The 25,671-nt window shown below is 47.2% G+C and carries 28 protein-coding genes; 16 read left to right on the plus strand and 12 right to left on the minus strand.

Features of this window, described 5'->3' with window-relative positions:
- Positions 1 to 55: 55 nt before the first annotated feature.
- The 4 genes from M662_RS08000 to M662_RS08015 all read right to left on the minus strand — a co-directional run bounded on the left by M662_RS08000 (position 56) and on the right by M662_RS08015 (position 4,077).
- On the minus strand, positions 56 to 493 hold the full coding sequence (locus M662_RS08000; RefSeq protein ID WP_008638395.1) for a tripartite tricarboxylate transporter TctB family protein: 438 nt from the start codon (positions 491 to 493) through the stop codon (positions 56 to 58).
- Positions 494 to 495: 2 nt separating this feature from the next.
- The gene (locus M662_RS08005) at positions 496 to 1,977 is read right to left on the minus strand and encodes a tripartite tricarboxylate transporter permease (RefSeq protein WP_026577567.1); all 1,482 of its coding nucleotides are present in this window, start codon (positions 1,975 to 1,977) and stop codon (positions 496 to 498) included.
- A gap of 17 nt (positions 1,978 to 1,994) precedes the next feature.
- A complete protein-coding gene (locus M662_RS08010) occupies positions 1,995 to 3,104 on the minus strand; it encodes a type 2 periplasmic-binding domain-containing protein (RefSeq protein WP_236096560.1) in 1,110 nt (369 codons plus the stop codon).
- Positions 3,105 to 3,207: 103 nt separating this feature from the next.
- Positions 3,208 to 4,077 (minus strand): LysR family transcriptional regulator, encoded by an 870-nt coding sequence (locus M662_RS08015; RefSeq protein ID WP_008638388.1) that lies wholly within the window; start codon positions 4,075 to 4,077, stop codon positions 3,208 to 3,210.
- A gap of 128 nt (positions 4,078 to 4,205) precedes the next feature.
- Between M662_RS08015 and M662_RS08020 the strand changes: the two genes are divergently transcribed.
- The gene (locus M662_RS08020) at positions 4,206 to 5,366 is read left to right on the plus strand and encodes a 2-methylaconitate cis-trans isomerase PrpF family protein (RefSeq protein ID WP_026577565.1); all 1,161 of its coding nucleotides are present in this window, start codon (positions 4,206 to 4,208) and stop codon (positions 5,364 to 5,366) included.
- A 109-nt stretch (positions 5,367 to 5,475) separates the two neighbouring features.
- Here M662_RS08020 and M662_RS08025 read toward each other — a convergent pair whose 3' ends face one another.
- Entirely contained in the window at positions 5,476 to 6,093 is a 618-nt protein-coding gene (locus M662_RS08025) for a GNAT family N-acetyltransferase (RefSeq protein WP_235601459.1), read from the minus strand.
- Between the two features lie 86 nt (positions 6,094 to 6,179).
- Here M662_RS08025 and corA point away from each other — a divergent pair, with 86 nt between their 5' ends.
- The gene (gene corA, locus M662_RS08030) at positions 6,180 to 7,130 is read left to right on the plus strand and encodes a magnesium/cobalt transporter CorA (protein WP_026577563.1); all 951 of its coding nucleotides are present in this window, start codon (positions 6,180 to 6,182) and stop codon (positions 7,128 to 7,130) included.
- Positions 7,131 to 7,174: 44 nt separating this feature from the next.
- On the opposite strand, the gene M662_RS08035 is transcribed toward corA, so the two are convergent.
- Both M662_RS08035 and M662_RS08040 read right to left on the minus strand, forming a co-directional pair.
- On the minus strand, positions 7,175 to 7,558 hold the full coding sequence (locus tag M662_RS08035; protein WP_008638380.1) for an SET domain-containing protein: 384 nt from the start codon (positions 7,556 to 7,558) through the stop codon (positions 7,175 to 7,177).
- A 101-nt stretch (positions 7,559 to 7,659) separates the two neighbouring features.
- Positions 7,660 to 8,220 carry an FAD-dependent oxidoreductase gene (locus M662_RS08040; RefSeq protein ID WP_008638379.1) on the minus strand — a complete coding sequence of 187 codons (561 nt, stop codon included), beginning with the start codon at positions 8,218 to 8,220 and terminating at the stop codon, positions 7,660 to 7,662.
- Positions 8,221 to 8,365: 145 nt separating this feature from the next.
- On the opposite strand from M662_RS08040, the gene M662_RS08045 reads away from it, so the two are divergent.
- Positions 8,366 to 9,742 carry an MFS transporter gene (locus M662_RS08045; protein ID WP_008638378.1) on the plus strand — a complete coding sequence of 459 codons (1,377 nt, stop codon included), beginning with the start codon at positions 8,366 to 8,368 and terminating at the stop codon, positions 9,740 to 9,742.
- Between the two features lie 23 nt (positions 9,743 to 9,765).
- Here the strand turns inward: M662_RS08045 and M662_RS08050 are convergent, their stop codons facing one another.
- Together M662_RS08050 and M662_RS08055 are read right to left on the minus strand one after the other, a co-directional pair.
- Positions 9,766 to 10,098, minus strand: coding sequence for a hypothetical protein (locus M662_RS08050; protein WP_026577562.1), 333 nt, complete (start codon positions 10,096 to 10,098; stop codon positions 9,766 to 9,768).
- A gap of 73 nt (positions 10,099 to 10,171) precedes the next feature.
- Entirely contained in the window at positions 10,172 to 10,909 is a 738-nt protein-coding gene (locus M662_RS08055; RefSeq protein ID WP_026577561.1) for an SDR family NAD(P)-dependent oxidoreductase, read from the minus strand.
- Positions 10,910 to 11,021: 112 nt separating this feature from the next.
- Between M662_RS08055 and M662_RS08060 the strand changes: the two genes are divergently transcribed.
- The 3 genes from M662_RS08060 (at position 11,022) to M662_RS19640 (ending at position 12,310) form a co-directional block, all read left to right on the plus strand.
- Entirely contained in the window at positions 11,022 to 11,540 is a 519-nt protein-coding gene (locus tag M662_RS08060) for an HD domain-containing protein (RefSeq protein ID WP_026577560.1), read from the plus strand.
- Between the two features lie 380 nt (positions 11,541 to 11,920).
- The gene (locus M662_RS08065; protein WP_161484895.1) at positions 11,921 to 12,058 is read left to right on the plus strand and encodes a hypothetical protein; all 138 of its coding nucleotides are present in this window, start codon (positions 11,921 to 11,923) and stop codon (positions 12,056 to 12,058) included.
- Positions 12,059 to 12,175: 117 nt separating this feature from the next.
- Entirely contained in the window at positions 12,176 to 12,310 is a 135-nt protein-coding gene (locus M662_RS19640; protein ID WP_008639943.1) for a hypothetical protein, read from the plus strand.
- 234 nt (positions 12,311 to 12,544) lie between these two features.
- On the opposite strand, the gene M662_RS08070 is transcribed toward M662_RS19640, so the two are convergent.
- Positions 12,545 to 13,900, minus strand: coding sequence for a dihydrolipoyl dehydrogenase family protein (locus M662_RS08070; protein ID WP_026577559.1), 1,356 nt, complete (start codon positions 13,898 to 13,900; stop codon positions 12,545 to 12,547).
- Positions 13,901 to 14,060: 160 nt separating this feature from the next.
- Here M662_RS08070 and M662_RS08075 point away from each other — a divergent pair, with 160 nt between their 5' ends.
- The 4 genes from M662_RS08075 to M662_RS08090 all read left to right on the plus strand — a co-directional run bounded on the left by M662_RS08075 (position 14,061) and on the right by M662_RS08090 (position 18,390).
- Positions 14,061 to 15,326: a molybdopterin molybdotransferase MoeA gene (locus M662_RS08075; RefSeq protein ID WP_026577558.1), complete on the plus strand. Its 1,266-nt coding sequence runs from the start codon at positions 14,061 to 14,063 to the stop codon at positions 15,324 to 15,326.
- 13 nt (positions 15,327 to 15,339) lie between these two features.
- Positions 15,340 to 16,353: a GTP 3',8-cyclase MoaA gene (gene moaA / locus M662_RS08080; RefSeq protein ID WP_026577557.1), complete on the plus strand. Its 1,014-nt coding sequence runs from the start codon at positions 15,340 to 15,342 to the stop codon at positions 16,351 to 16,353.
- A 77-nt stretch (positions 16,354 to 16,430) separates the two neighbouring features.
- Positions 16,431 to 16,856, plus strand: coding sequence for a YwpF-like family protein (locus M662_RS08085; RefSeq protein ID WP_008639936.1), 426 nt, complete (start codon positions 16,431 to 16,433; stop codon positions 16,854 to 16,856).
- Positions 16,857 to 17,028: 172 nt separating this feature from the next.
- The gene (locus M662_RS08090) at positions 17,029 to 18,390 is read left to right on the plus strand and encodes a TrkH family potassium uptake protein (protein ID WP_008639934.1); all 1,362 of its coding nucleotides are present in this window, start codon (positions 17,029 to 17,031) and stop codon (positions 18,388 to 18,390) included.
- An 80-nt stretch (positions 18,391 to 18,470) separates the two neighbouring features.
- Here the strand turns inward: M662_RS08090 and M662_RS08095 are convergent, their stop codons facing one another.
- A complete protein-coding gene (locus tag M662_RS08095) occupies positions 18,471 to 18,605 on the minus strand; it encodes a YjcZ family sporulation protein (protein WP_008639932.1) in 135 nt (44 codons plus the stop codon).
- 75 nt (positions 18,606 to 18,680) lie between these two features.
- Positions 18,681 to 18,884 (minus strand): hypothetical protein, encoded by a 204-nt coding sequence (locus tag M662_RS08100; RefSeq protein WP_026577556.1) that lies wholly within the window; start codon positions 18,882 to 18,884, stop codon positions 18,681 to 18,683.
- A 257-nt stretch (positions 18,885 to 19,141) separates the two neighbouring features.
- Between M662_RS08100 and M662_RS08105 the strand changes: the two genes are divergently transcribed.
- The 6 genes from M662_RS08105 to M662_RS08130 all read left to right on the plus strand — a co-directional run bounded on the left by M662_RS08105 (position 19,142) and on the right by M662_RS08130 (position 25,662).
- Entirely contained in the window at positions 19,142 to 20,626 is a 1,485-nt protein-coding gene (locus M662_RS08105) for a phytoene desaturase family protein (RefSeq protein WP_026577555.1), read from the plus strand.
- Positions 20,623 to 22,098: a phytoene desaturase family protein gene (locus M662_RS08110; protein ID WP_026577554.1), complete on the plus strand. Its 1,476-nt coding sequence runs from the start codon at positions 20,623 to 20,625 to the stop codon at positions 22,096 to 22,098. Before M662_RS08105 ends, M662_RS08110 begins: the two co-directional genes overlap by 4 nt.
- A gap of 3 nt (positions 22,099 to 22,101) precedes the next feature.
- Entirely contained in the window at positions 22,102 to 22,938 is an 837-nt protein-coding gene (locus M662_RS08115; protein WP_008639923.1) for a phytoene/squalene synthase family protein, read from the plus strand.
- Positions 22,939 to 23,012: 74 nt separating this feature from the next.
- Positions 23,013 to 24,029 (plus strand): LytTR family transcriptional regulator DNA-binding domain-containing protein, encoded by a 1,017-nt coding sequence (locus tag M662_RS08120; protein ID WP_026577553.1) that lies wholly within the window; start codon positions 23,013 to 23,015, stop codon positions 24,027 to 24,029.
- Between the two features lie 107 nt (positions 24,030 to 24,136).
- On the plus strand, positions 24,137 to 24,976 hold the full coding sequence (locus M662_RS08125; RefSeq protein ID WP_026577552.1) for an ABC transporter ATP-binding protein: 840 nt from the start codon (positions 24,137 to 24,139) through the stop codon (positions 24,974 to 24,976).
- Positions 24,973 to 25,662, plus strand: a complete 690-nt coding sequence (locus tag M662_RS08130; protein ID WP_008639916.1) for an ABC transporter permease — start codon at positions 24,973 to 24,975, stop codon at positions 25,660 to 25,662. Before M662_RS08125 ends, M662_RS08130 begins: the two co-directional genes overlap by 4 nt.
- Positions 25,663 to 25,671: the final 9 nt, after the last annotated feature.

Raw genomic sequence — 25,671 nt, forward strand, 5'->3', positions numbered from 1 at the left:
GCTCCGGAAAGCAGAGTGCTTTCCTCCATGCGTCCCAGCGCAAAACAGCACTCCATTATAAACCAAGCAGGCTTTCCGGCCAGGCAATTTTCATGAAGGTGCTGAGAACGATCAGGGCAACGATTGTAATTCCCGTTGAGTACGCCGCCTTGCCGATGGTGAATCGGGATTCCTTTACTAGAAAAGTCATCAGGAAGACCGCGGAAGCTGCCAGCACTCCGATGATGTAAATCAGTATTACATATCCTACAATCCAGGCGAGATAAATAAGCGGCTGGACAATAAGAACTTTCTGATGCTTCTTATCTTTCTGCTTTACATATTTGATGATTTCAGAGCAGAGGTACAGTCCGGTGACGATGCTTCCCGCTGTTGATACGTAAATGGGAAAAAACTGAGCAAGCCTTGAGAAAGAGAGTGCTGTGATGGCAGCCCAGGTAAATAATGCGAATAAGAAAATAGTAAAAGCGATATTCAACTTTTGTTTATCCATGCTTACACACCTTCTTTCTGAATGCGGCCGCTGATTCTTTTCATTACAGAACCGCCTGTAAGTAATACGACGATCAGGACCGCCAGTGCGATGACGATCGGGTTGCTGATCCATTCCCATCCATAACGTTCAATGGAAATCCAGTAGTACCTTTCTGCGGAAATGGCCAGGACGAAGCCGATCAAAAGCGGCGGCCGCGGCCAGTCGAGGATTGTCATGACATATCCGAGCAGTCCAATGACAAGGAAGGTCACGATATCTCCCCATGCGAAGTTGCTTTGATAGGCCCCGATTAATAATAGAATGACCAGGAAAGGAACCAGCTTTTCACCCGGAATAAGACTGATTTTTGCAATGGGACGGATGAGTACCATACACATCAGCGCACCGACAATATTTGCAATAACAAGTGTCCATACAATGGAAAGCGTGACGGGGAGGTCGTTTGTCAACATTCTCGGACCTGCCTCCAACCCCATTAGAATCAATCCTCCAAGTAAAATGGCTGTCGTTCCGCTTCCTGGGATGCCGAAGAGAAGGGTAGGGATGAGAGAGCCTCCTTCTTTGGCGTTGTTAGCACTCTCCGGAGCGATGACTCCCCTGATATCTCCTTCCCCAAAATTATTGTTCTTCACGGTTTTCTTCCCGGCTCCATAAGCGAGCCAATCGACGACGCTCCCGCCGAGTCCGGGAATGAAGCCGATGAGGCTCCCGAGGACGGCACTCCGAAAGATAAGGAACTTATTGCGGAGGCCATCCTTTACCCCTTCCAACACGCCGCCTTGTAATTTGCCGGTATCTGATACGCTGCCTTTATCCGTCAGCATAGTGATGAGAATGGGGAATGCAAAAATGGCAAGCGCAACAACTGGAAGAGAGAGTCCGTTTGATAAATATAGAAAATCGAAAGTATAGCGGTATTCTGTGATGGCCGGGGCGCTGCCGACAGAGCCTATTAAAAGTCCGAGAAGACCGGACATCGCTCCCTTAGCTGGAGAATTGCCAGCCAGAAGGCCGGCCATGCTTAAACCAAGCATGGTCAGCATAAACAGTTCCGGGGAAGAAAAGCTCGTGATGAGAGGAGTAGCAAAAGGGATAGCGGCGTAAAGGGCAATTCCTCCGATGACGCCTCCGATCATCGAACAGAACAAAGCTGCCCCCATGGCACGTGCTGCCTGGCCTTTTTTCGCGAGGGGATATCCGTCCATGATGGTTGCCTGAGATCCCGATGAACCAGGTATACCGAGCAGGACCGAAGGGAAGGTGTCCCCGGTGTGGACAACAGCGACCATTCCGATTAGTAACGCCATGCCGATGTAAGGGTCCATTCCGAATATAAACGGAAGGAGAAGGGACATCCCGACGGTACCTCCGAGCCCCGGAAGCAATCCTACAACAATACCGAGACCAATTCCGAGAACCATAAACAGCATACGGGAAGGGTCAAGGACAATATGCAAAGCTGACACTGCACTTTCCAACATATGGACACCTCATCTCTTCATAATTTTTTCACATCAACTCCGTGTTCGTGCAGTAGGAAGTCATAGATCCAGTCGATCATTTCCGGAGTAGTGTTTTCTTCTAAACTGGTAATTCGTTGTTTCAATTCTTCATTTGTATATAGCTCGTAGTCTTCAAGAATTTCCGCTGACTCCTTCAGGAAATCTTCATCAGATTTCAAACGATCCGCCGCTTCTTCCAGTTCTTTTTTGGTAGATTCGGGGGCATCCTCGTGGACCCAGATGACTTTCTGTAGCGTGTAAGTCGCATTCAGGAAGTGTTTGTAGGCGTTCCAGTCTTCCCCGGACGGTTCCTTTCCATATAGATCTTCATAGACTTCCTTCACAGTAGGGAGATCAGGAAACTGCGGGTCGCGTACGACGTTGCCTTTTTCATCAATCTGTCCAAGGCTGTAGAGTGGTACAGCACTTCCTTCTTCCACTCTTGGTTCTATATTCCTCTTATAAGCGGTGGTCGTCTGAAAATCGATATTGCTTTCCCCTTGCTCGAATGCCACTCTGGCAGGTCCTCTTCCTTCATACCCGAGGACAGCCTTCGCATCCATTCCCAATACCTCAAAGGAAATCAAGGTAGTGAGGTCGAGCCCCGTCGGTGACATGCCTGCAAAGTAAAGCTTCTCATCCAGTTCATTCAGATCTGATGCGCTCTCTATTCCAAGGGAGTCGGATACATAGACGACAGCCCCGGTAGGAGCGCCGATGATGGGGTTTAAATCTTCGAAGTTGTATTTTACAGATGATTGACCCAGAAGAAGCGGGATGTGTGTGGAGGCACTTGTCGTGATGAGGTTGCTCCCGTCTCTGTCATAGGAAGTGATGTATTCGTTGGCGCCTGTGATGCTTCCTCCACCGGGGATGTTCTCCACCTGGATACTCGGCTTCGATTCTATATGAGAAGCAAGTGGGTTCGACATATATCTTCCGAAGACATCTGTGCCGCCTCCGGAGTTATAGGGAACTACCATCGTCAAAAGATCTGTTCCGATGCCTTCCTTATCCGAAGTTGATAGCTTGGACTGACCGAGCGTGAGAGAAGAGCATCCGGTTAAGCATAAGGCGCATATGCATATAAAAGTAAGCGCATACATTTTATTCACTGTTCGTCCTCCTTTTTATGTGGTTGGCATAAGGTTATAAAAAAACAGGACATAAGTAAAATAGCGAAAAATTATGAGGTTAAATAAATTTTTTTTATAATTTAACTTTTTGCTGGCTCATGAGGAAGTCGATGAAGGCTTTGACAATGTGAAGCTTCAAGTAGTCCGGCCTGTACATTAACCATGTATCCCGCATGACAGGTTCCCCGTTCTTATAATGAAGCCCTTCTGTGTACAGCTGATCGGATGGACGGAGACAGATTTCCGGTACTACCGCAAACCCGAGGCCGTGCTTGACCATTTCTTTACTCGTTTCCTGACGATCCACTTCCATTGGAGAGTACGGGGACTGGGAAAAATGATTGTTCCACCACTTCGTAATGAGCGACTGCAGGGAATTATCTGTCTTGTAGTTAATAAACGGGAGGCTCGGTAAATCCTCCACAGCGACTGCGTCTTTGGAAATGATATGGAGCTGTTCCTTAATGAGCAGCTGTTTTTCGCCTTCCCAATCATAATCTCCTCTCAAAATGCCGAGGTGGATATGGGACCGGCTCAACAAATTCTTAATTTCAACACTCCATCCTGTTTGAACGTCGAATTGAATGTTCGGGTATTGCTCCGAAAATTTCTTTAAAAGAGCAGGGAGTTTATATTGGGCGAAGTTACTGGAAACACCGATTCTTAACGTGCCCCGCACCTCTTTACCAATGTTCATCAGTTCATCGGACAAGGTCTGCAGCTCTTGGAGCTGTCTTTTTGCATAGGCGACGAGGTGTTCTCCTTCCGAGGTGAATGCAATGCCTGTCTTCGTGCGGAAGAAGAGTTTTGCTTGAAAGGTATCCTCCAGCTGTTTTAAACGGTAACTCAAGGCTGGTTGAGATATGAACAGGGCCTCGGCTGCTTTGGTCAAGCTTTTCCTTTCATCTACAGCACGCAGGATGTCCCAATCTTTTTGATCCATGTCGAGCCTCCTATTATAAAATATTTTTATCTGATAAGATCAAAATTCGTGATTTTTCTTATGGTGACTTCCATTGTACGCTAGAACCAACCTGATCACAATAGTATTCCTGGAGGAGAGGATAGCGTATGTATAAAGTTCCGGTGACTCTTATGCGAGGGGGAACGAGCAAAGGTGTATTTATTTTGAAGGATCACATGCCTGCCGATCGAGAAGAGTGGGAGCCGTTTCTTCTCGATATCATGGGGAGCCCCGATCCCAATCAAATCGATGGATTGGGAGGGGCAAATTCCCTTACAAGTAAAGTGGCGATCATCAGTAAAAGCACCCATCCGTTCCATCACGTAGACTACACGTTCGCGCAAGTCAGTCTTGACAAACAAGTCGTAGATTTTAATGGGAATTGTGGCAATATCTCATCCGCTGTCGGACCATATGCAATCAGTAAAGGGATGGTGGATCTCCTTGAGCCGGTTACGACGGTTCAAATATGGAACACAAATACGAAGAAGCTGATAAGTGCAGAGGTGGAAGTCGAAGGCGGTAAAGTCAAGACGGAGGGAAGCTACGAGATTCCGGGCGTCCCTGGAAGTGGATCGCCGATTTTTCTTTCCTTCGAGAAACCGGAAGGGGCCGTTACTGGGAGAATTTTTCCTTCCGGGAAGCCTAAAGAGTACGTTGCGTGCTCTTATGGTACCATTCCTATTTCCATTGTGGATGTGGCCAATCCGCTCGTGATGGTAAATGCTGCTCACGTCGGACTCGCAGGAGATGAACTACCGGATGATTTTTCCAGTGAAACATTAAAGAGGTTGGAGGAAGTCCGTTCGATAGCAGCTGAGCTTTGTGGGTTCTCAGCGAAGGAGGATGCTTCTGACCAATCACCTGCTGTACCGAAATTGACTATTGTAGCCGAGACTTCTAAGCACACGGATATCCAAGGAATTACTCATGAGAAAGAGGACGTTGACGTGCTTGTTAGAATGATGTCAATGCAGAAGCCGCACAAGGCCCTGGCTATTACAGGGGCCGTCTGCCTCTCCGTTGCAAGCAGGTTGACTGGTACCGTGCTCTCTGATCTGGCAATCCGGTCGCAGGATTCCCTTCGGATCGGACATCCTGGAGGCGTTCTGGAAGCATATATTACCGAAGATCCGGATGTCCGGGTGAAAATCGGAAGGACGGCGAGGCTCTTAATGGAGGGAATCGTTTATACCAAAAAAGATTATGAAATAAAGGCAAAAGCCGATTCCCGGCTGTTATCCACCTTCCTCCATGAGTCTATTTAAATAAGAATTCAGTAAAAAGAGGACCCCGCAATTCGTGGAGTCCTCTTTTTATTCAGAAGAAAATCGTTGTTTTCGATGATTGTAAAAGATAGATGATCCTGTCTTGATTCTATAGAACCATCCGTCTATTCCATTCTTCCCTCAGGATTCCCATCCGAATCGAATCGTAGTAGGCGCCTTCATAAATTCGGCACTTACGCATTCTGCCTTCGACTTTCATTCCCAATTTCTCGCCGACCCGCATCATCCGTTCGTTTCTTGACCATGTCGTGAGCCCGACCCGTGCGAGCGGGAGATGACGGAACAAGTGATCGATCCACAATTCCAAAGCCTCGGAACCGTAACCGCCGTTCCAGTAGTGCGGGTCATAGATGCCGATACCGACTTCGAGCCAGAGGGAAGGCTTGTGTTCCCAGTAATAGGTGACGGTACCGATGATTCGGCCTTCGACTTCTATAATTAATCGAGAGTCCGGTTCTCCATTCTTCAGCCTTGCTTTTCTTGCGTGCTCGTGGCTGCGGTAGCTTTCCAACGTGTGCGGCTCCAACGGGTAGTAAGGAGCGTCCCACTTCTTCCACTCCGGCTCGAATCCTTGATAAATCAAGTCATAAAGGACGGGAATATCCGTATCCTCGATGCTTCTCAAACGTACGAGCCGTCCTTGTATATGCAGTGCTTTATCCGTATCTGCCATGCCCGCATCCTCCGTTCTTTCCTTTTTTTCCATCGTACCACATCCTGACGGCCCTGTTTGAAGGAATGTTGCAGAGGGTAAAGAAAAAAGGTATCGTACATAAATGGCAGGTGATAGCAATGATAAACATTATGGCTTACTCCAAAGAGAAGGGGATGCAGGAAGGAATACCGATGCAGGAGCTGCGGTCTGAGACTTGGGACTGGTACTGGGTGGATTTCGAAGAGCCGACGAAGGAAGAAATCGGGATGCTGGAAACGGAATTCCATTTCCATCCGCTCGCCATCGAAGACTGTCTGCAAGGGTTGCAGCGACCGAAGCTGGATTATTACGACGACCATACTTTTTTTGTCATCCACTCGGTCAGTCGAATGGAGCTTGAGAAGAAGGAGATCGATATCTTCCTTGGTGACTGCTCGATCGTAACCTTTCATAAAGAGAAAAACGATCCGCTTGAACAGGCGAAACGGATGGTCCGACGCGTAAAAGATTACCAAGAGGTCGATGAATATTTCGTGTTCCACCAGATTCTCGATAAGGTCGTAGACAATTATTTCCCGATCATCTATAAGATTGAGGATCACATCAATGATATCGAGGACAATACGAAGAACCTTTCCATGGAGCGGTTGCTGGAGGAGCTGTTTGATCGCAGAGGGGAACTTTTGACGCTGCGTCAAACGGTCCATCCGATGCGCGACTTACTGTATCGTATTTTGAACTCCCACCATTTGGACGGGGTTTTTGACCGGAGGGAATACTTTGCTGATATCCACGATCATTTGGTCAAAGTGGCGGACATGATCGCTTCCAACAGGGAGATGACGCAGGATATCCGGGACAGTTATTTATCCTTAAACTCCCATGAAACGAACCGGACGATGCAGATCCTTACGGTTATTTCGGTCATCTTCATGCCGCTGACCTTTATCGTAGGCGTGTATGGGATGAACTTCTCAAACATGCCGGAATTAAGTACCACATACGGTTATCTGGTTGTTTGGATCATCATGATCAGCGTTGCGGTAGGGATGTACATCTGGTTCCGTAACAAAGGATGGTTTGATTAATGCTTTCAAAAAAAGGCCGGGGTCACGTGTCCCCGGCCTTTTTCTTATTCTTCTTCTTTGTCAAACCATAGAAGCTCCTGCTCATCTACGAAACCATTATAGTTGATGAACACTTCTTCTCCTTGTTTAATGTCCTTATAAGCATAGAAATCGAACGTATGCTGCTCGAAGTTAATTTTATAATTGGCATTCGGTTCGTAGGAGTGATTGAACATCATTCCATAACCGAGCAAAAAGGCGGTATGGTTCTCCCCGTATTCAAAGGCATAGTCGGCAAGACGCGTCTTTTCAATATGCACGTGTTCGCTGTTGGGGTAGGGGATGACGGGCGCTTCGTGGATCAGTTCGTCTTTGGCAATGTCGCGGGTTGCAAACATTCCTCTGTTCAACTCCTCATCCTCGAAACGGGATGTACGTACTTCAATCATTATTTTCACCTGCACTTTCCCATAAAACATTACGTTACAAGTGTGACAGGTCTAAGCAAATAAAGCAAATGGATGACGGGCTGCTCCCGTTATCCGAACTTTTATTCCAATACATCATGGTCGACGTAGCGCTTTCCATTCAGGGCGCTGATAACGTTGACCGCTACTTTTGCTCCATCTCCTGCAGTGATGATGGTATGGACACTTGCGCCTGCTGCGGTCCCTGCCGCCCAAACTTTAGGCATCGATGTGTGCCCGTTTTCGTCTGTTTGGATTATTTTTGCGACCCGGGGCTCGGTGCCTTTTATAATGTCTACGCCAAGATTTTCCGCTGCCTTGACGGACATGCCAGTTGCAAAGATGATGTGTTCGACTTCGTAGGAGCGGGTTTCGGTTTGAATCTCATGTGCTTCGCCTTTAGTGACAATTCCGTTTACGGTTTCCGATACAATCTCTGCTCCGAACTTCGCTGCCTGGGCCTGTCCCTGTTTCAAGAGGTCCGGCCCTTTGATTCCGTCCACTCCGTAATGATTTTCCACCCAGGCCATCTTCGTTATGCTTTTTCCGTGATCGAATACGACTGTCTTCTTGCCTGCTTTGGCGGTGAAAAGTCCGGCACTTGCGCCTGCCGGGCCACCGCCGATAATGGCGACATCGTACATGAAGCAACCCTCCTTATCCTATTACACCTTTCATTATATCTAAATATTCCGACTTTTTTAAGTGGTTGTGTATACTCTTGTTGCTTTCTCTTGTGAAGTGCTGTATGATTCATTTCGATACTCGAAAGAAAGGGAGGTAAGACATGTGGACCAACGTGTGAAAAATCCGCGTGGGCTGTTAATTTCTTTATGTGCGGTCATGATGATGTCCGTTATGAACGGTACGATGTTCAATATAGCCGTTCCTGACATTGCAGAGACTTATCATTTGATGCCGTCGGAAGTCAGCTGGGTGATGACAGGATACATTATGGTATACGCTATCGGAGCTTTGACATATGGGAAACTGGCTGACTTTTATCCTTACAGGACGTTGATTACGTACGGGTTGATCATATTCAGCGCTTCATCGTTGTTTGGTTTCTTCGCTCAGAACTATGCCATGGTCTTGGCGGCAAGAGTGCTCCAGGCTTTGGGTGGCGCCATGATTCCGGCCCTCGTATTCCTTGCCCCTTTGAAATATTTCAAGCATGAGCGTGGTCGGGTGCTTGGGATTGTTGCATCCGTCATGGCATTCGCTTCCGGTATTGGACCGATAGCAGGCGGTTTTATCGCAGGCTTCTTAGACTGGAGGTATTTGTTCCTGACCTCTGCAGCTATTATTGTCACGCTGCCCTTCTTAAGGAAGAACCTTCCTCAGGAAGAAGCGAAAAAGGGGTATATCGATTTCATTGGTGCCGCCTTGATTGCAGGATTCATATCTACCCTATTAATAGGTATCACACTTGATATGCCCTTGCTTTTTGTCGCTTCCGGCCTGTTCCTCGCCTTAAACGTGTGGCGGATGCGGACAATTGCCGAGCCGTTCATTCCGACGCACTTGTTCAAGGATGTTCCTTACAGAACGACGATCATTACAAGCTTTCTTGCCGTGCTCTGTTTATTCGGAATGATGTTCATGCTTCCAATCATGTTCCGGGACGCTTATCAAATGGAGACGATGATGATTGGCCTCGTCCTGTTTCCCGGAGCCGTCAGTGCAGCGCTTATGGGGCAGAAGGGGGGCAGTCTTGTCGATACGAAAGGAAATACGTTTGTTCTATATACTGCGATGATACTGCTGATCTCAGGTTTTCTCCTGCTGTCATTCATCGTCGGAGCCCATCCTTATGTTGTCGGGGCAGCCATGATTGTCGCCTACATGAGTTTCCCGCTTGTTCAGGCCTCGTCCGCCGACATACTTGCCAATATACTCGATGACAAGGAGACGGGAGTGGGGATGGGAGTCTTCAACCTGATCAATTTTATCTCCGGTGCTTTAAGCGGTGCTTTGATCGGGAAGGCTTTGGATCTTTATGAACCTGTCTCACCGCTCCACGGAATCGGTTTTCAAGGGGACACGGCGATCTACAGCAATATTTTCCTTTTTTTCGCGGGAATCATAGCTGTAGGATTCGTTCAATTTCACTGGAATTATTTCAAAAAAAAGCAGACCCGCCAACAGAAAGAACCCGCATCCTGATTCTCAGGTGCGGGTTCTTTGGATTACACGAATACAGAGCTTACATTTTTAAGAGCTGCTTCGCTGTACTGTTGGCGCGGGGTGCTGACGGCACCGTTAGCAGCCCATAAGTTTTCTATGTCTGTATAAATTTCTGCACAGCGCTCGCCGCCGATGATCAGGACGAGTGGTTCCTCCATCTTCATGCAAAGGAAGAAGGAAAGGAGCTTTGGCAGATGCTTGGCGTCCGTAATCAGTTGGTCCTGATGTAAGTATAAATCACAACCGCCGCGGGAAATCAGTTTATATAATTTCATGATTTGGTTCGTTTCTAATGGTTGGCGCAGTTGGACCTGGTAAGAGGACAGTTCACTCACCGGCAGTCACCTCCGAAATAGTATAGTTGTATAGAAACTACCCGCCTCCCGGATCATATAAACCTGACCGGATTCAGTGCTCGTAGATCATCTTCCGTGTCATCCCGCCGTCAAGGACAATATTTTCTCCATTTACGAAGTGGTTATCAGGGTCTGTCAGGTATGCACAGGCTTTGGCTACGTCTCTGACGTTACCGGCGCGCCCGGAAAGATGCTGTTGATGGTCGATGTCCCTCAGGTCTTCTGCGTCTCCTGTATGGATCCACCCGGGGCTTACGGCGTTTACTCTGATTTGATAAGGACTTAAGGATGCAGCCAGGGCATGGGTCAATGCATAAATTCCGCCTTTACTAGCTGCATAGGCTTCCGAGTCCGGTTCACTCATGAATGCCCGGGTGGAAGCGATATGAACGATTCGGCCCTTGGTTCCCGTCTCTCTCCACAATTCTGCTGCATATTTCGACATGAGGAAACAACTTCTCAAGTTGGTGTGAATCACATCATCAAACCCTTCTGCGTCGATATCGAAAAGGGATTGAAAGCGGCTGACGCCCGCATTGTTAATCAAGATCGTTATCGTTCCGAAACGTTTTTTTACATCTTCGTGGATTTTCTTGATAGCGGATGGATCACGCACGTCGCAGACAAGGAAATGGATGGCTGGATTTTCATCCGAAAGCTTTTTTCCCGCCTCCTCATCGACATCCAGCGCTATAACCTGCGCACCTTTTTCTGCATAGTATAACGAAAGGCCTTTTCCGATGCCGTTCGCAGCTCCCGTAATCATTACTAATTCATTATGGAATGTCATGTGCTTACCTCCTTGTTTCTATTTTCCTACAGAAGGGGAAAGGTAAACATGGATTTGCTTGTCGGTATTCGGAGAACGTGGTATGATTTCTAAAAAAATTGGAGGTGATCGTATGAAACGAGTGACATTAGTGGATGTATTCAAACATCGCATTACACAAAAGTATTTGCAGCGGTCAGGTATCAACCACGCGGTCACCGTAGCCGGGTATGCCTATGATATGGCGGTGGAGGCAGGTGTCGACCCTGACCTTGCCACGAAATCCGCGCTTCTTCATGACATGGGGCATTATGAATGGTACAGGGACGGGAAGTGGGATTACGATGAGTATCGCAAGCACGATATTCATGCTATAAAAGGAGCGGAGCGGGCCCATAAGCTTTTGATCAGGCTTGGAGAAGACCGCCTTCGTGCCAAGGAAGTGTCTCTCGCGGTTCTTCTCCATACGGACAGCTATCTTCCTTTCGGGTTGGATGGAAAACGAACGGATCTGCAGGAAGTGGTTAGGAAAGCAGACGAGAAAGATGAACAGCCGATGGGGCTCCATCATTACAAAGAAATGGATAAAAGTATGGCTGTTCAGCTTCTTCATGAATTGGACAAAAAGGTCGAAGGTGAGATGGTTGGATAAGGTATGCTCTGTCTGTCAAGCTATTATTTTGAAAATTTAGTGAAAAGTGCTTTACTTTTGGAAAATAGTCCTATATACTTTCCAGTGTAAACAAAATTTCTCAGAAAGCGAGGTCGACTACAATGGCATATAACATGATTCAAACTTCAGCCAACTTCATATTATCGACCTGCGCAGGAACCAACTTCTGAGCTTATTGACCAAATTGCGAAATAGCACTCATAGGAGCCGCAGGTGATGCATAATGTATTCCTGTGGCTTTTTTAGTGGAGAAATCCGTTTTAAAGAAGCTGCAGGCCACCTGCGGCTTTTTATTATGCTATCAAAGAGTAAATTTACTCTTTTGATATAAAATTACTCTTATGAAAGGAGCGTTACCCATGACGATGAATTTTCTTATCTTCAAAGTTACCGTTGTTAAGAACAAGCGGAAGAAATACCAACAGCTGCCTGGATATCATCCAACAGTGAAAGATCAATGGCTGGACCGTAAATCATCCTTTATCCATTACATGTAAAACAAACACAAGGAGGTAGGAAACTATGATGGCACTCATGAGGATGGCATTTATGGATTGGTATAACGGGGAGAAGGATACGGATTAGCTCTCATAGGCACGGAAGGAGGTACCGGCATGAGAATCAACTTTTTGATTTTTGCGATTTTCATTCAGCGGCGGGATGCGGCTTCCATCGACAAATCGATCGAACGCAAACGCGTGATTGAAAATAAAATCAACGATGCAAAATTGAAGCACACCAGTATATAAAAAGAAAGTCTCTGCTCGAAATCGGGCAGAGACTTTCTTTTGTTTCCAGCAATAAAGGATGGATGGAGGTGAATACTTAAAAAGAGGGAGGGATAACTAATGGCCCAGGGAAACAAGAAAATCAACGAACGCAATAAGCGCAAGCATGCAGAGAAAGCAGAAGGCAAACGAGAAAAGCAGAGCAAATAAACCACATTAAAAACCGGACGCCCTTCGTAGGGGCGTCCGGTTTAGTTATTGAAAAAAGCTTGGAATGTCACTTTCTTCTGAGGGGTATGCCCATAAGATTTGTGACAATTCCTGCTTTGTCATGTTTTTCTTGATGGCGACGGTGAACAGGTTAATAAGATGATCCGCATGATCGCTCAAGAGGTGTGCTCCAAGGATTTCATCCGTCCCGGGACTTGTAAGTACCTTAATGAAAGCACCTGTCGATCGTGTCCTTTGATAAGAAAAGAACGGGGTGATTTCCTTCGACAGGATTTCATAGGGTACTCCTTGCTCCTCCGCTTCCTGCTGACTAAGGCCCGTTTTCGCAAGTTTGGGATAGGTGAAAACGACGGATGGAATGACTGGATCAAAGGCGGAATGGTCTTTGTCCTCAAGCATATGGGAAAGGGCTCTCGATGCGCCGAAAGATGCGGCTGGTGTCAGTGGAGGAAGCCCGCTGTCGGCCGCATCTCCAGCTGCATAGATAGATGAGTCGGATGCGGATTTAAAGTTAGCATCGACAGGAATACCTTTGTCCGTAGGGTCTATACCGGCACGCTCAAGATGAAGGGATTGAATATTTGACACTCTTCCGCCGCCGTGAATGACCAGATCGGTGTTGAACTTATGGGTTAAACCGTCTTTTTCCGCTTCTACTATAAACCCTTCCCGGTCTGTTCTCGTAATGTTTGTCACCTGCGCGTTCGTATGGACGTTAATTCCGATATTCCTGGATAATTCCACGAGTTTGTTCGTCATTTCTATGTCATATTCCTCAAGTACGTGCGCGGCGTCATGGAAGATGGAAACGTTCCTCCCCATTCTTCTGCACATATGAGCCAATTCGAAGGAAACAGGACCTCCTCCTACAAAAACAATAGTATCGGGAAGCTCCTCCTGTTCGAAGAAATCATCACTGGTTAGTAAATGTTCCGTCCCTTCAAACGGAAGCGGTGCAGGAAGCGATCCCGTCGCTATAAGGAAGTGATCCGCTTTCAGAACACAATCCCCGACTTCGATCGTCGATCCGTCTATAAATACCGCTGTCCCTTTGTACACTTCCATGCCGATTTCTCGGAAGGAATGTTCTACTTGTGCAGGAACAGGAACGGTAAACGTATCTTTGAATTTCTTCATCTGATTCCAGTCTAACGACAATGCCCCCTGTATTCCATAGTCCTTAAGGCGGTGAGCGTCATCATAGGTTTCTGTAATGCCTGACAATATCCTTTTCGGGTCACATCCCCGGTTGGGGCACGTGCCGCCGAGTGAGCCGCTTTCAACGACCGCGGTCTTCCAGCCGTATTGTTGAGCTTCTGTCGCCGCTTTTCTGCCGGCGGCCCCGCTTCCGATTACAATCAGATTATAGGTTGCGTCCATTTTCACTGCTCACCCTTTCCTTTTGTCTGTACAGGTTTATACCCTGTCATCAAAGGGAAAAAACGGATGGAAGAAGAAGTCACTCACTCAATAAGAGAGAATATTCGGTAATCTCATGTGTGAATGGTACAATGGAAGAAAAGGGAAGGGAAGATGCACGATGTATTTACATAGAAAACCACTCCCCGTTCCGGAAGCCGTCGCCCGTGTGATGGAGTACGCATGGAACGGCCCTTCGGAAATCGTTTCCATCGGGTCCTGTGACGGAAGAATTCTTGCTGTAGATGTGGAAGCGACTCATCCGGTTCCGCCATTTGATAAATCCCCGTATGATGGATTTGCGTTAAAAGCAGGTGATACGGAAGGTCTCTCCAAAGATCATCCGGGAAATTTCCACGTATTGGAAACAATCGGAGCAGGTGCCCGCGCTTCGCGAGCCCTCAGGGAGGGGGAAGCCGTCCGGATCATGACCGGAGCAGAAATGCCGGAAGGTGCCGATTGTGTCGCTATGTTTGAAATTTGTCATACATATGAAGAAGCCGGTAAGGATTGGGTAACGTTGAAACGGCCGATGCAGGCCGGCCAGAATGTCATAGGAAAAGGAACAGAAACAGAATCCGGGAGAGTGCTGGTGGAGAAAGGGACACCGATTAATCCGGGAGTGAAGGCACTCCTTGCTACTTTCGGTTATTCAGACATCCGAGTACATAAGAAGCCGCGGATCGGTGTATTCGCTACAGGTACGGAGCTTCTGGAAGTAGACGAAGCATTGGTGCCGGGTAAAATCCGCAACTCGAATGCCCAAATGGTCTTGAGCCAAATTAAACGTGCCGGGGGAGAAGGCGTGTATCTCGGTAAGCTGGCAGATGAATTCGAAGTCTGCTATCAGGCTGTATCCCGTGCGATGAAGGATTTCGATTTTCTAATGACGACCGGAGGCGTTTCGGTAGGGGATTATGACTTAATGCCGGCCATTTATGAAAAGCTGGAAGCCGATGTGCTTTTCAATAAAGTAGCCATGCGCCCCGGCAGCGTGACAACGGTAGCGGTGAAAGACGGAACACTCCTTTATGGACTTTCCGGTAATCCGTCCGCCTGCTATGTCGGGTTTGAATTGTTCGCTTACCCAGTGATTCAATCCTTCCTTGGCAGAGAAAAGCCGTATCACCCTTCCATTCAAGCCGTTTTGGGAGAAGATTTTAAGAAGCCGAACCCATTCGCAAGGTTTGTACGCGGCTTCCTTGCTTATGAGGAAGGAAGGGTTCTCGTGTATCCTGCAGGAGTGGATAAATCGGCTGTTGTAACTTCACTTGCACATACAAACGTGCTGATCGTCTTGAAAGGCGGTACACGCGGATACCAGAAAGGGGATACTGTCCAGGCGATTTTGTTGGAGTCGCCGGGAGGCCAACCTCATTTCCAGTAGAAGGGGTGATCGTATCGATCCGAACATCATTGATCAATTAGGAAGGCCGATCCGGGATTTACGCATCTCCGTCATCGATCGGTGCAACTTCCGCTGTACTTACTGTATGCCGAAAGAAATATTCGGGAAAGATTATGCCTTCCTCCCGAAGGATGAACTGCTGAGCTTCGACGAAATCCTCCGTCTCGTAAGGATTTCTGCTGCATTCGGAGTGGAAAAAATACGTCTGACGGGCGGCGAGCCACTGCTCAGGAAGGATTTGGACGTGTTGATTCAAAGAATCCGTGAGGTGGAAGGAATCCGGGATATCGCGTTGACAACGAATGCTGTGCTGCTCACCAAGCAGGCAGAGCGGTTGAAAGCGGCCGGGCTTGATCGTGTGAATATCAGTCTGGATGCTGTTGAAGATGAGGTATTTCAACGAACCAACGGGATGGGCATTAAAACAAAGCCTGTGCTGGATGGGATAGAAGCAGCGAGAGAGGCGGGTCTTGCAATCAAGATCAATATGGTCGTGAAGAAAGGCATGAATGAGGACCAAATTCTGCCGATGGCAAGATATTTCAAAAGTACCGGCGACACCCTGCGTTTTATCGAATTCATGGAAGTAGGCAACCACAATGGGTGGAACATGGATGCTGTCGTATCGAAGAAGGAGATCATTGACCGGATTCACGAAGAAATGCCTCTCATCCCGCTTGATGCGGATTATTTCGGGGAAGTAGCCACCCGCTATAAGTATGAAGACAGCAGCACGGAAATTGGAATTATCTCTTCCGTGACGGAGGCATTCTGCTCCAGTTGTACGAGGGCGCGGCTGTCTGCTGACGGAAAGCTCTATACATGTCTTTTTGCAACGTCCGGTTTTGATCTGCGGGAACGATTAAGGGACGGGTCTACGGATCAGCAAATCACGGATTACCTCTTATCCATATGGACAGGAAGGGCCGATCAGTATTCTGTGGACAGAGCCGAAGGAAAACCGATGAAGCACAATAAAATCGAAATGTCCTATATCGGAGGATGATTGTTGTTCTTTCTTTGCCCCATGCAGCATCGTCCTCTATAATATAAATAATAATCTTTTTCGGGGAGGTTGTTCTCGTGAAAACCTTTAAATTGATTTCTTTAGATATCGTGGAAGAGAAGAATGATGACATTACACAGAGACGGATCAAGCTGCAGGACGGTTTAATCATAAACCGAGAAGATGATCACGGGCGCTGGGTCATTGAAGCTTATGTGGACCACAGCTATCAGGAATTCTTTGAAGACATGTACGAGCGACAAGAAGAAATCATCATCCAGGCGAAAATAACAAAGCAGACCAATACGCCAGCTGCTTTCATGGTAAAGCCGATTGATATTAATAAAATCGGGGATTCTATGAATGTCATCTTCATGGGTACGATTATCGACCGCCGACTGGAACAAGTCGAGCAGGTGTTGAAACAGCTCGTTGACGAGGGATATCAGGGAGAAGCGCTCCTTGAAGCGTTTAAACAGCGCGGGCAGAAAACGAAAGCATAACGATGGCGACAATGGGTTCCGGCCCGTTCGTCGCTTTTTTTAGTAAGAGCCGGCAGGTCTTTAGAATCAATGGATTTAAAAAGATGGGAGAAATTTATCGAACATCCTGCTATACTATGACATGGTGATTCACAAGAGGAATCAGAAAATGAAACATTAAAGGAGATTTACTATGTGGGTGAGGAGAAAAAGCCTGCTGTGGCTGAATGATTTATCGCCATTTCAACTAATCGCACTATACTACTTATTAGCCGTCACCATTTCATCCATATTGATATCTTTGCCGGTCGCTCACAATGAAGGGGTTACGATCAGCTTTATCGATATATTGTTCACTGCTGTCAGTGCCGTCAGCGTTACAGGCCTTACGACTGTTCCGATTGCCGACACGTTCAGTACGACCGGGTACTTCATCATCGCTCTTGTGCTGCAGTTCGGTGGGATCGGTGTCATGACGCTTGGAACACTTGTCTGGCTGATGCTCGGTAAGAAAATAGGGATGAAAGAACGCCGGCTTATTATGACGGACCAGAACCAGACTTCGTTCCAGGGAATGGTCCGGCTCGTCAAGCAGATCGTCCTTGTGGTGCTCATCATCGAATTGATCGGTTTCCTTATCCTGGGTACGTATTATCTGCAGTATTACGATGCTGGGGAAGCGTATCTTCAAGGTTTCTTCGGAACAATCAGCGCCATGACGAACGGCGGTTTTGATATTACAGGACAGTCCCTTGTACCATATAAAGACGATTATTTCGTTCAATTCATCCATATGATTCTGATCATTTCCGGAGCTATCGGATTTCCGGTGTTAATTGAAGTGAAGCAATACCTGCTCCATAATACGGACGAGCAAAGCATCAGCTTCTCTCTGTTTGCAAAATTAACAACATTTACGTTCCTGGCATTGGTCGTATTCGGTACCATCATGATTTTCCTCCTGGAATTCAAAAACTTCTTTGTCGACAAATCGTGGCACGAGATTCTTTTTTATTCCTTGTTCCAATCGGTAACGACGCGTAGTGGAGGACTGGCGACGCTTGATATTAATCAATTTACGGAGCAAACACAGCTGTTCATGTCCTCTCTCATGTTTATCGGAGCTTCACCGAGCAGCGTAGGAGGCGGTATAAGGACAACCACGTTCGCGCTGGTCGTCATTTTCGTTCTCACCTTTGCACGTGGCGGCGATAACATCCGCATCTTCCGTCGCGAAATCCATCCGGAAGATTTGAACAAGGCCGTCGTCGTAACGATCGTCGCTTTGTTCGTCTGCTTTACCGCTGTCCTTGTTCTTTCCATTACAGAACCGTTCAGTCTGAATGAATTGATCTTTGAAGTGACATCCGCTTTCGGTACGGTAGGGTTATCCCTCGGTATTACGCCTGGTCTTTCCTGGTTCGGGAAATGTATACTCATGCTTCTCATGTTCCTCGGAAGAATCGGCCTGCTTACTTTCCTGTTCTCGTTCAAGAAAGAGGATAAGCCGAAAGGGAAGTACCACTATCCGAAAGAACGCGTTATTATAGGATGATAATAAAAAGCACACAGCTTTCGCTGTGTGCTTTTGTTTTGCAACGACCGAGGTTGCCGGTACGTTTTGTTACCCGTTTATTAGCAATAGAATGCTGCTCCGACGATAACCAATAGAATGAACAATACGACGATCAAGGCAAAGTTATTGCCATAACCACGTGGTCTGTAGCATGGGTTGCCACAGCCTCTTCCTCCGTAATAGCCTCCGTACATAAGCTCACCTCCTGTTTCTACATTCGTAGCCTATGCAGATGGAGGCGGTGGTGTATAGTCATTCACCCATTTTTATCAAATAGTGAAAGTCGGAGCTGCCAGTTTAGCGATTTTGCTTTTATGATGTTGTTCATTTCTTCGCTGTTCTTCGTAATGTTCACACCGATCCACTTCTTCACACCAATGGTTCAGTCGTTCGTTGCTGAATTGGTTGTGGGGAGGGTGGTGGGTGGAATGGGAAGGGAAATACGGACTTGAAATTCTTTGATTGGCATACATGCAATCGACCTCCTTGGCCGTATTCTTTCCTTTATAGAGGATTTTATCCCGCATGTGCAGGAATAGCTTTCTTTATACAGAAATAATAACGTAATCGCCTGCCTGGGTTATATCTGATCAAATAAGGGTACATGATGGATATAGTTATTTTTACATAAAAGCTACAACATATTGGTAAAGCATATTCATTAGATATCTTTGTACAACTTTTGTATAATACTTGTACACTTAAAAGACAGATAGAGAAGGTGGAAGTTATGAGAAAAATTGCAGTGATCGGTGCCGGCCCGGGTGGCCTTGCATCCGCCATGATCCTTGCGTCCCAAGGATACGAAGTCGATGTATATGAGAAGCAGGCTTATGTAGGAGGGCGGAACGGGCATTTCCAACTTGGGGATTATACATTCGATATCGGGCCGACGTTCTTGAGCATGCCGCAGATCATGGAAGAAATCTTTGAAATGTCAGGGCGGAATGTCCATGACTATATGGATCTGCGGGAGCTTTCACCTATGTATGAACTCCAGTTTGACGGTAAGCGTGTTCCTATGTATAGAGACCGGGAGAAAATGCTCGCTGTCATCCGTGATTATTTCCCAGGAAATGAGAGAGGATACGAGCGCTTCATGGAGGACACGGGTGAAAAGATGCAGGCATTGATGCCTCTTCTACAGACACGTCACCATCGTCTGATGGACTATGCGAGCAGACGCGCCTTGAAAGCACTCCCTAAATTATCGCTTGGGAAATCGGTCTATGATGTGTTGTCCGAATACTTTACAGATGAAAAGCTGAAAATCGCTTTTACATTCCAGGCGAAATATCTGGGGATGTCACCTTGGGAATGTCCAGGTGCTTTCTCTATCCTTTCCTATATGGAACATGAATGGGGAGTGTTTCATCCGATCGGAGGGGTCAATCAATTGACGAAGGCTATGGCGAAGGTGACGGAAGAACACGGCGGCAGGATCCATTTAAACAGTGGAGTGAAAAGGATTGCGGTAGACGGCAAACGAATCACAGGACTTGAGCTTGAAAACGGGGATTCGGTGATTGCGGATGAGTACATCATAAATGCGGATTTCGCCGAAGCGATGTCCAACCTTGTGGATGACGGAGCACTGAAAAAGCATTCCAGAGACAAATTGGACCGGAAGAAATTCTCCTGCTCGACATTCATGATTTATGTCGGCCTGGATAAGAAATACGATATGCCTCATCATACGATTCTTTTTGCCGATGATTATAAAAAGAACGTAGAGGAGATGACGAAGGATCTTGTGTTGTCTGATGAGCCTTCCATCTATATCCATAATGCGAGCGTTACGGATCCGACCCTTGCACCCGATGGCCATTCAGCCGTCTATATTCTGGCACCGGTCCCGAATAATTATTCGGATATTGACTGGGACGGCAAACAGGAAGCTTTTAAAGAACTCGTTTATGACGAGATAGAGAAGAAAACAGGATTTCACGATATTCGGGAGCATGTGGTTGTCGAGAAAGTGCTGACACCAAAGCAATGGCAGACGGATCATTATGTGCATCAGGGAGCGACGTTCAGCATGGGGCATCAGCTCTCACAAATGATGTATTTCCGCCCTCACAATCGATTTCAGGAACTGGACCACTGTTGGCTTGTAGGAGGCGGTACCCATCCAGGAAGCGGTCTGCCGACGATATTAGAGTCCGCCCGTATTACAACCGGTTGGATCAGGGAAGCGGAGGTGCAGCCTTCATGACAAAGACTGCGATTATCGGTGGAGGTATCGGCGGGCTTGTGACAGCACTGCTTTTATCCCGCGAAGAGAACAGGGAAGTGACTATTTTCGAGAAGAATGACCATCTCGGCGGCCGGTTGACGTATGAACGTCATGGAGAGTTCAAGATCGATCAAGGTCCGACGATTATTCTTCTCCCTGATATGCTTCTTGATATATTGGAAGAGGGTGGGATTCCGAGGGAGGATATACCGATCATCCCGTGCAGCCCGCTTTATGACGTACATTTTGAGGACGGCAAGAGTTTCGTGAAATTCTCCGATCCGGAGAGACAGAAAGAAGAGCTGCGAGCAAAGTTCCCTGGTAATGAGAAGCACTTCGACCGGTTTCTTGCGGATATGAGAACAAGGTTCCTTCAGGGGAAATCCCAGTTTCTTGAGAAATCTTTCGTAGAGAAGCGAACGTTCTTCTCAAGGAAGAACTTAAAAACGCTCATGAAATTGAAAGCCTATCAGAATGTAAAGAAAATGATGCGCAGCTACTTTGATGATGAACGTCTCATCGAGGCATATACGCTGCAGACGCTTTATATCGGCGGTCACCCGGAGCAGTCTCCGGCAATGTATTCCCTCGTTTCATACAGTGAACATGAACACGGTATATGGTACATGAAAGGCGGTTATGCCCGACTTGTTGACATCATCCAAGCGGAACTGCAGAAACGCGGAGTGGCGATCCGGACAGGTACGGCAGTGGAAGAAGTGCTCGTGGAAGGTGGAACGGCGAAGGGCATAGCTACGAAGGAAGGCCGGGCCTACTATGATGAGCTTGTCATGAACGGAGATTTTCCGATTATGGATCGAATGCTTCCAGAGCGGTACCGGCTGAACCGTAAATACACGCCTTCTTCCGGTTGTTTATTACTCTACATGGGACTCGATCGGAATTATCCCAACCACTCTATTCACCAGTTCTTTATGACAGGGGATTTCGACCGGCACATGAGGCAGGTGTTTCAGGACAAAATGCTTCCGGATGATCCTTCGTTCTATACCTTCCATCCCTCCTTGGTCGATGACTCGCTTGCCCCGGCAGGCAAGGGAGTCCTTTATACATTGATTCCGGTCCCCTCTGGAGAAGAGGTCGACTGGAGCGGAAAAGACCGGCTGATCGAGCATGTGCTCGATCAAATGGAAGAAAGGGGCTTTCCTGATCTGCGGGAGCATATCGAATGGCTCCATGTCCGTACACCGGCACAGGCAGAGCAGGAGGGGCTTTATGCGGGAGGAAGCTTCGGAATTGCCCCTACGCTCTTCCAATCGGGTGTCTTTCGTCCGCAGCTGCAACCGTATCAAGTCGACCACCTGTATGCCGTCGGTGCTTCTATCCATCCGGGAGGAGGGGTGCCGATTGTCATGCAGGGGGCGAAGATATTGGCAGATTATTTGCAATTTGAGGGGAAAGCAAGGCATAATTACAAGCGAGGTGTTTAATTGATGACGGATTTGAACCAAGCATACCATCATTGTCGCAAAGTAATTGAAAAACATTCCAAGACCTTCTCCAAAGCTTTCGCACTGCTGCCGAAACAGCAAAAACAAGCGGTTTGGGCCATCTACGCTTTTTGCCGGCGCGTGGATGATATCGTTGATGAGGGGGCGAATCCGAAAGCTGAGCTTGAAGCATTTGCCTTGGAATTCGATAATTTCATGGAAGGAAAGCTCGAGCTGAATGATCCGGCCTGGCTGGCGCTCGACGACGTCTTTCGGAATTTCACCATCGACCCCGAGCCTTATTACGAAATGATCCGGGGACAGCGGATGGATCTGTATCCCGAACCCATAGATACGAAAGAGGACCTTCTTCATTACTGTTATCATGTCGCAAGTACTGTAGGGCTGATGCTGCTGCCGGTAATCGCACCTGGACGTGTCGCTGCATTAAGGACGGGAGCGATCGAGCTCGGTTATGCCATGCAGATCACGAACATACTTAGGGATATCGGCGAAGATATGGAAATCGGACGCCTCTACTTACCTAAAGAGACAATGGAAAAGCACGGCTATACGATGATCGATCTCCGGAGCGGGAAGATCAACGAATCGTTCATAGCGATGTGGGAAGAATTGGCCGCGGATGCCGAGGGATATTATGAGCGTGCACTTGCTACGCTCCCTGAGTATCCTGTCTACTCCCGGATGCCTGTCGGGGGTGCTGCCAAAATGTACCGTGCCATCCTTCCGACTGTCCGCAGGAATAACTATCAAGTGTTCGGCAAACGCAACTTCGTTTCAGATCAGGAAAAGAAAGAGATCATTGCAGAAATGCAGTGATCTCTTTTTTTCGTTCCTATACGTTTTCGTAAACATGTTTTATAATAGTTGAAAAATGGGTCAGGAGGAAAGACATGGAGGCAGTACAATTCATAAAGGTGGAAAGACGATCCGGCGATCATGTCATCCTTCCTTCGTTGAGCTTTTCGATCGATAAAGGGGCGAGGATAGGCGTTTATACGAGTCTGGAAAGGCGCAGGGAGCTTCAGGCGCTGCTCATCGGGCAACAGGATCAAGCAAGCGGAGATGTCAAATTATTCGGGAAGTCTATACATAAAAAGCGCCCCCCTGCACCAGAAGAACTGGGGATATTATTTCTTGATGAAGGGTATTATGAGAGGCTTAATGTGAAAGATCACCTCCGATTCTACAAAAGGATTTATGGATCAGCTCATTCCATACAAGATATTTTAAATACGGTCAAATTGGCGAAGCATGAGCGAGTGCAGGTGGAGCGACTCTCCTTATCGCACCGGCGTCGTTTAGGTATGGCAAAGCTCCTCATTCAAAATCCGGAAATTTTTCTGTTGGAGGAACCGGATCAGAACGTCGATATGGAAACGAAAGTATGGATCAGAGAGCTGCTGATACAGCTCCAAAACGATGGGAAAACGGTACTTGTATTAACGGAGCACATGGAACCGGCGGTTTTATTAAGTGACACGGCGTATCATTTGGATGAAAAGGGCTTGTCTCTGCTTCCCTCAGAGAAAGAAGAAGAGGAGGAGGGCCAAGAGACGGACACGGTCATAAGGATCGATAAAATTCCGGCCAAGTGTGAGGACAAATGGCTGCTGTTCGACCCGGCGGAAATCGATTATTTTGAAAGTGACCAGGGGACATCCGTCCTCTATTGTCATGGAGAGCATTTTCCATGCGGCTTTACGATGGCAGAGTTGGAAGAACGGTTAAAGCATGTCGGTTTCTTCCGCTGTCACCGCTCGTACCTCGTTAACCTGCAGCGCGTGAGGGAAATCATCACATGGTCGAAAAACAGCTACAGTCTGACTCTGGATCGCAAAGAGAAACGGCAGATTCCTCTGTCCAAGAATAAAATGGCGGATTTAAAGACTCATTTAGGGATCAAATAGCTCCATTCAACCTCTTTTATGCTCTTTTCGTGTGAATAAGGAGGAAGGCGACCTCCGTTTCTATTACGATGTAATCAGATCACGAAAAGAGGAAGGGGAAAACGATAGTGATAACAATGGAGAAAGTCGTTAAGTCATTCAAACAAAAAACGGCGTTGAATGAATTGGATGTTCAAGTAAGTAAAGGGGAGATATTCGGGTTTCTGGGTCCGAGTGGATCAGGGAAAACGACCACCATTAAAATCCTGACAGGTCAGATGGTTCCTGATCAAGGCTCAGCCCGCGTTTTTGGAATAGATTCCATTAAAATTAAAGAACCGCAGCATTTAAGGAATATTGGAATCATGACAGACAACAGCAGTTTATATGAGCGTTTGTCCGTATGGGAGAATTTGAAACTGTATTGTAAGCTGTATGACATTCCTTTAAAACGGGTGGATGAGGTGCTTTCCATCGTCGGACTGACCGGTACAGATAAGGAGACAGTGGCCGGGCTGTCCAAGGGGATGAAGCAGCGCATTCTGCTTGCAAGAGCGATCCTTCATGAACCGAAACTGCTTTTCTTGGATGAGCCGACTGGAGCGCTTGATCCTCTGAATACCCGTCATATTCATGAAGGTCTCCGTACGTTGAGGGACAATGGTGCTACGATTTTTCTGACGACGCACGATATGGAAGAGGCTGAGAGCCTGTGTGACCGCGTCGCATTTCTTAGTGATGGGAGAGTCAAAGAAATAGGCAGGCCGGATGTGCTCCGCCGGAAGTACTCTGACTCGACGCTTGTCCTGGAGTTAACCAATGGGACTCAAATCCAGCTGGATCATACGAAGGACAGCGCCAAAGAAGTGTTTCACTATATGCATACCGAACAGGTTGCAAGCATCCATACAAAAGAACCAAGTCTTGGAGACGTATTTATGACAGTAACGGGGAGGCATTTAGTATGACAGGAAGTGTGCGAAGAATTTACGCAATATTCGAGAAAGATTTCAAGGACTTATCTAAAAACCTTTATGTTTTATCGTCTTTGTTGATCCCCGTCCTTTTGGCTTTTCTTATGCGTACGGCAGAAGGAGTCCAGGATATGGTTTATTATATGATTATCAACCTTACTTTTGCAGCTGTCGGAACGTTTCTTCAGTCCGCCATGATTGCAGAAGAGAAGGAGAAGAATACCCTGCGTGGTTTGATGTTGTCCCCAGCCTCTACGACGGAGATCCTTGTAGGCAAGAGCCTGCTTACCGCGTCGATGACATTTCTGCTTCTTTTATTGTCGCTGCGAATCTTAGGCAAGGGTCTTACTTTTGATGGAATGTGGATGACGGCTTTCCTATTGCTGTTTCTCTTTTATATTGCTTTCGGAACGGTGATCGGGCTGTTGTCCCGTTCATTAATGGAGGCGTCTGTTTTCATTGTGCCCGTCCTGCTGATCTTTGGAATGGGCTCGATGTTCCAGGCATGGATGGATAAATATGAATTTCTCGGCTTCCTTCGGTACTTCCCTAATTTTCTGATGGAAAAGGCCGGAGCGGCAGATGGTTCATGGCAGAGTGTCTCCCTGCTTGCCTTATGGGCACTAGCTGCTGTATTTATGACGGTGGTTGTCTATCAGAGAAGCACGCGGGATGACTGACTATGTATA

Origin of the sequence: Bacillus sp. SB49 (genome assembly GCF_000469135.2) — a bacterium.
Lineage (GTDB): Bacteria > Bacillota > Bacilli > Bacillales > Halobacillaceae > Halobacillus.